The organism is Aeromonas sp. ZOR0002 (genome assembly GCF_963866995.1).
GTDB classification, from domain to species: Bacteria; Pseudomonadota; Gammaproteobacteria; order Enterobacterales; family Aeromonadaceae; genus Aeromonas; species Aeromonas caviae.
Genome location: NZ_CAWMFQ010000118.1, coordinates 16,644 through 22,570, shown reverse-complemented (window position 1 = coordinate 22,570; position 5,927 = coordinate 16,644). Strand labels below are relative to the sequence as shown.

The following is a 5,927-nucleotide window of genomic DNA, read 5'->3' as shown; positions in this document are numbered from 1 at the left end:
AGGCCATGGCCGGTGTGGCCGCGGCGCCGACGGCGCTGCCTGTGCTGGGGGCCGACACCATAGTGGTGCTGGGGGAGCGGGTGCTGGAGAAACCCTCCGACCTGCTGGACGCCAAAGACATGCTGGAAGCCCTCTCCGGGCGGGTACACCAGGTGATGACGGCGGTGGCCCTGGCCACCCCGGAGCGGTGCGATGTGCGGCTGGTCACCACCAACGTGGCGTTTCGCAAGCTGGACGAGGCCGAGATCGAAGCCTACTGGCGCACCGGCGAGCCGTGCGACAAGGCGGGCGCCTATGCCATCCAGGGCATTGCCGGCAAATTCGTCAGCCGCCTCGAGGGGAGCTACAGTGCCGTGGTCGGCCTGCCCCTGCTGGAGACGGACCTGTTGATCAAGCAGCACCTCGAGCAGACCCGGTAATCCTCTCGTCAGCAGTGCGCTGCTGAGTTACCCGTTGTTCGTCGTGCCAGAATTCAAAACTAGAAAGGCAAGGTAACTTATGTCGGTAGAACTGCTGGTAAACGTCACCCCCTCCGAAACCCGGGTCGCCCTGGTCGAGAACGGTCTGCTGCAGGAAGTGCATGTGGAGCGTCAGGCCAAGCGCGGCATCGTGGGCAACATCTACAAGGGCAAGATCAGCCGCGTGCTGCCCGGCATGCAGGCCGCCTTCGTCGACATCGGCATGGACAAGGCCGCCTTCCTGCACGCCTCCGACATCGTCCCCCATACCGAGTGCGTGGCGATCAAGGAGAAGGAGCAGTTCCAGGCCGGCAACATCGCCGAACTGGTGCGCCAGGGGCAGGACATCATGGTACAGGTGGTCAAGGACCCGCTCGGTACCAAGGGTGCCCGCCTCACCACCGACATCACCCTGCCATCCCGTTATCTGGTCTTCATGCCGGGCAGTGCCCACGTGGGGGTCTCCCAGCGCATCGAATCCGAGGCGGAGCGCGAGCGCCTCAAGCGCACCGTGGCCGGCTATGTGGACGAACTGGGCGGCTACATCATCCGCACCGCCGCCGAAGGGGTGGGGGAGCAGGAGCTGGAGCAGGACGCCGCCTTCTTGAAGCGCCTGTGGCGCAAGATCCTCGAGCGCAAGCAGAAGTATCCCCCCTGCAAGATCCTCTACGAGGATCCCAGCCTGGCATTCAGGGTGGTGCGTGACTTCGTCGGTGCCGAGCTCGACAAGATCCGGGTCGACTCGCGCCAGAGCTTCGATCAACTCAAGCGCTTCACCGAGGAGTACGTGCCCGAGCTGGCCAACAAGCTGGAGTACTACACCGGCGAGTCGCCGATCTTCGATCTCTACGACGTGGAGAATGAGATCCAGCGGGCCCTGGAGCGCAAGGTGGAGCTCAAATCCGGCGGCTACCTCATCATCGACCAGACCGAAGCCATGACCACGGTGGACATCAACACCGGGGCCTTCGTCGGCCATCGCAATCTGGAAGAGACCATCTTCAACACCAACGTCGAGGCCACTGCCGCCATCGCCCGTCACCTGCGGCTGCGCAACCTCGGCGGCATCATCATCATCGACTTCATCGACATGCAGTCCGAGGATCACCGTCGCCGGGTGCTGCACAGCCTGGAGCTGGCGCTGGCCAAGGACAGGGCCAAGACCAACGTCAACGGTTTCTCCCAGCTCGGGCTGGTGGAGATGACCCGCAAGCGCACCCGGGAGAGCCTGGAGCACGTGCTCTGCGCCGAGTGCCCCGAGTGCAAGGGGCGCGGCCGGGTCAAGACGGTGGAGTCGGTCTGCTTCGAGATCCTGCGGGAGATCATCCGGGTCAACCGCGCCTACGACGCGGATCAGTTCACCGTCTATGCGGCTCCTTCGGTGGCCGATTACCTGCGGGGGGAGGAGTCCCACAGTCTGGCGGAGCTGGAAGTCTTCATCGGCAAGCAGGTCAGGGTGGTCTCCGAGCCGCTCTGTGGGCAGGAACAGTTCGATGTGGTGATGATGTAATTGGTCTACCGCTGGCTGAGTCGGGGCTGGTTGGCCCTCGGAGTCTTCTTCGTGCTGCTGGCCGTTCTGGTCAGCGTCGTACGACTGGGCGGCCCCTTGCTCAACCAGCACCGGGCGGCCGTGATAGGGACCCTGCTCGGGGAGAGCCAGCTCGAGGTGAGCGTGGATCACGTCGGGCTGGAGTGGACTCCCCGCGGCCCGGCCATCGGGCTGGAAGGACTGGCCATCGCCCCCGATTCGGGGCGTTTCTCCCTGCGCCTTGGCAAGGTGTGGGCCCACCTCGACTTCTGGCGCTCCCTCAACGAACTCAGACCGGTGTTTGGCCAGTTGATCCTGAGCGACGGCAACATCGCGCTGGACATGACCCAGCCCGCCATCCCCGTCAGCGGGAAGAGCGCGAACCAGCAGGAGGCCCTGCTGCGCTTCCTGCTGACCCAGCTCTCCACCTTCGACATTCACGACACTCGCCTGAGCCTCACCACGGCACTGGGGGAGGTGCGCGCCCTCGACATCGCCCAGTTGCGCTGGCAGAACCGCGGCAAGCGGCATCAGGGGGTCGGCAAGGCCTATCTCATCAACGGGGTGGGAGAGAGCACCCTGGACCTCATCATCGATGTGGATGCCCCCGAGGTGCGGCTCGACCGCCTCAAGGGCCAGCTCTATCTGGGGGCCAGAGAGCTGGACATCAGCCCCATGCTGGCCAGGATCCACGCCGGCGCGCCGCCGGTGAGCGGCCAGCTCGACTTCCAGCTCTGGAGCGAGTTCGAGAAGGGCAGGCTCGGCAACTCCCTGCTGGCCTTTGGCAACAACCACCTGATCTGGAAGGACGAGATCAAGGGGGAGCCGCATCGCCTCGACCTGCAGGGAGGCAAGATCCAGCTGCGCCGGGACGGCGAGGCGTGGCAGCTCGCCAGCCACGACGTCACCTTCAAGCTCGATGGCGCCACCTGGCTGCACAGCCGCCTTCAGCTCGAGCGCATCGGCTCGCGCATCCAGGGCTATGTACCCGCCATCGATCTCGACCAGATTGCCAACCTGAGCCAGCTGGTCTCCGGCCTCTATCCCGAGCTGACCGAGACCCTCAAGCGCACCCGGCCAAGGGGCCAGTTGCAGGAGCTGGTCCTGCAGGCCGACGGGGACTGGCAGGGGCTCTCTCTGCAGGGGCAACTGCGCGGCTTCGGGACCCGGGCCTGGCACGATGTGCCCGGTCTGCAAAAGCTGGACGGTGACTTCTGGCTGACCCCGAACGGGGGGCGTGCCCGCCTGACCCTGGGCAAGGGCAAGGTGGATCCGGCCCGCCACTTCAAGGAACCCATCCCGGTGGACAGTCTGAGTGCGGCCCTCGACTGGTGGCGGGCGCCGCAAGGCTGGGTGCTCTATGGCCAGGACATTGCCCTGGACAACCCGGATCTGCGCCTCGCCAGCCGGTTTCGCCTCGAGCTGTTCGAGCACCCCTTCCTCGCCCTGACCGGGCGGATCGACGTCAAGAACGCGGCCCATGCAGATCGCTACTACCCCCTGGCGGTGATGGATGAGGGGCTGGTGAGCTACCTGAGCGGCGCCATCAAGGGGGGCAAGGCCAAGGGGGCCGACCTGCTCTGGTACGGCGAATTCCGTGACTTCCCCTACGACAACGGCAAGGGCGTCTTCCAGGTGGCGGTGCCGCTGCAACAGGCCACCTACGAGTTTTTCCCGGGCTGGCAGCCGCTGACCGACCTGCAGATCGATCTGCTGTTCCAGAACGCCAGCCTCGACATGAACAGCCGCGCCACCCAGCTCGGCAAGGCCAGCTCCGACTCGGTGCATGCCTGGATCCCGGACCTCTATCCGGGTGCTCACCTCTACGTGGATGCCAGGGTTGAGGGCGAGGGCAAGGCCATCAGCGACTATTTGCAGGACTCGCCGCTGGGGGGATCCGTCGGTCAGGCGCTGCGGGAGGTGGAGATCCGCGGCCCCATGAAGGGCACGGTGAAGCTCGACATACCGCTGGATGGCGAGGGGGAGGTCAAGGCCAGCGGGGAAGCCAGCTTCAAGGACAACAAGGTGAGGATCGCCTCCCTGGATCTGCCCCTCGACGGGGTTGCAGGGACGCTCGAGTATGACAACGAGCAGACGCGCATTCACAACCTCAAGGCCAGCCTGTGGAACCAGCCGCTGACCCTGGATTATCAGGGGCGGCAACTGCCCCACGGCTATCAGGCCGACCTCAAGTTCCAGGGGCAGTGGGACAGCCGCCGCCAGCGCCGGGACATACCGGCCCTCGAGATGCTCCAGGGGCGCAGCAACTGGTCGGGTACCCTGGGGCTGACCCTGCCCGAGAACAAGGCGTTCAGCTTCCAGCTGGCGCTGGACTCCAACCTGCAGGGCATGGGGCTGGATCTGCCCGTGCCCCTGACCAAGGCGGCGGGTACCCGGCTGCCCCTCAAGGTGACGGCCCGTGGGCGGGATGGCAGCGCCGACATCCGCGCCGTGCTGGGGGCGGACATCGACATGCAGAGCCGCCTGGTGTACGGCGACGGCGTGCCCTATCTCAGCCGGGTGCGGGTCAACATCGGCCAGCCCGGGGCGCGGGTGATGCAGGACAAGCCCATGCTGCTCGCCATCAACCAGCAGCAGGCGGACGTAGCCGGCTGGCTGGCACGTCTCAAGCAGTGGCTGCCTGCTGGCACGGCGCCGAGTGACAATGCGGTGGTGGGTCCCGCTTTCTTGCCCCAGGAGTGGTGGGTAGATGGCCAACTGGCCCGTGCCGACATCGGCAGCGCCAGCCTCAAGGCGGTGCACTTCACCCTGGGGCCGGTGAACCAGGCCACCGAGGTGATGATCGACAGCCCCGACGTGATGGGGGTGGTGCGGGTGCCGGTGGCCGATGGGCGCCCCATCGATGCCAAGTTTGCCCGCATCTACTGGTCCGGCAAGGGGACCGATCTCAGCCCGGATCCCGATGAGCGCCAGGACAGGGCCATCATGAATGCCATTCCCTGGCTCACCTTCAGTTGCGTGGATTGCCGCTTCGGCGAGCTGCCCCTGGGTGAGGTGAAGGGGGAACTGCTGCCCGGGGCCAACCGGCTGGATCTCAAGGGGCTGGAGATGCGCCTGGCGGGCAGCACCCTGCGCGGCAGCGCCGAGTGGCTGGCCCGTGGCAGCCAGATGCAGACCCGTGCCAGGGTGAACCTCGAGACCCGCAACAGCGAGCTCCTGCTCAAGCGGCTTGGCTACACCTCGCCCATCGGGGATGCCCCGGGCAAGCTGGCGCTGGATCTGAACTGGCGTGACGTGCCCTACCGCCTGAGCCTGCCGACCCTGGCGGGCAGCGCCGACTACCAGCTGGAGGGGGGGACCCTGCGGGAGGTCAACGACAAGGGGGCCCGACTGCTCTCCCTGCTGAGCCTCGACTCCCTGATGCGCAAGCTGCGCCTCGATTTTCGCGACGTCTTCGACAAGGGCTTCTATTTCGAGTCCATGTCCGCCTCCGCCAAGGTCAATCAGGGGGTGGTGGAGAACAACGACTTCTACATGAAAGGGGCGGCGGGCAACCTGCGGGGCAAGGGCATCGCGGATCTGGTGCGCTGGCGGCTCGACTTTGATCTGAGCTTCTCCCCAAACCTGGGGGGCACCCTGCCCGTGGTGGCGGCCTTCTCCCTGACTCCCATCACCGGGCTCTATGTGCTGGCCCTCTCCAAGCTGCTGGAGCCCGTGGTGGACGTGGTGACCCGCATCGATTTTCGGGTCTCCGGCCCGCTGGACGCCCCCAGGCTGGTGGAGGCGGGGCGGGATCGCGCCCGCATCAAGCTCAACCAGCAGCAGAAGGAGGCGGTGGATGCGGTGGCGCCCGGCCTGCCCGCCAAGGAGGTCACCCCCTTCCTGCTCAATCCCAAGCATCAGGGCTCGGGTCAGCGCTGAGGGCCAGCGCCGGGCTGGGGGACTTTCCCCCGGCCGCCAAACCCCTCATAGTGCAGATA

General features: G+C 66.2%; 3 protein-coding genes. All 3 read left to right on the top strand.

Annotation, left to right across the window (positions count from 1 at the left end):
• Positions 1-419, top strand: a 419-nt coding sequence (locus tag AACR77_RS06705) for a Maf family protein (protein WP_042880503.1), incomplete at its 5' end; no start/stop codon positions are given.
• A gap of 79 nt (positions 420-498) precedes the next feature.
• Positions 499-1,968 (top strand): ribonuclease G, encoded by a 1,470-nt coding sequence (gene rng, locus AACR77_RS06700; RefSeq protein WP_010672637.1) that lies wholly within the window; start codon positions 499-501, stop codon positions 1,966-1,968.
• Positions 1,969-5,868, top strand: a complete 3,900-nt coding sequence (locus AACR77_RS06695) for a YhdP family protein (RefSeq protein ID WP_042880501.1) — start codon at positions 1,969-1,971, stop codon at positions 5,866-5,868. It begins immediately after the preceding gene.
• The last annotated feature ends 59 nt before the right edge of the window (positions 5,869-5,927 follow it).

Coding starts and splice junctions, on each gene's coding strand:
- rng (WP_010672637.1), top strand. CDS start 499: ATGTCGGTAGAACTGCTGGTAAACGTCACCCCCTCCGAAACCCGGGTC.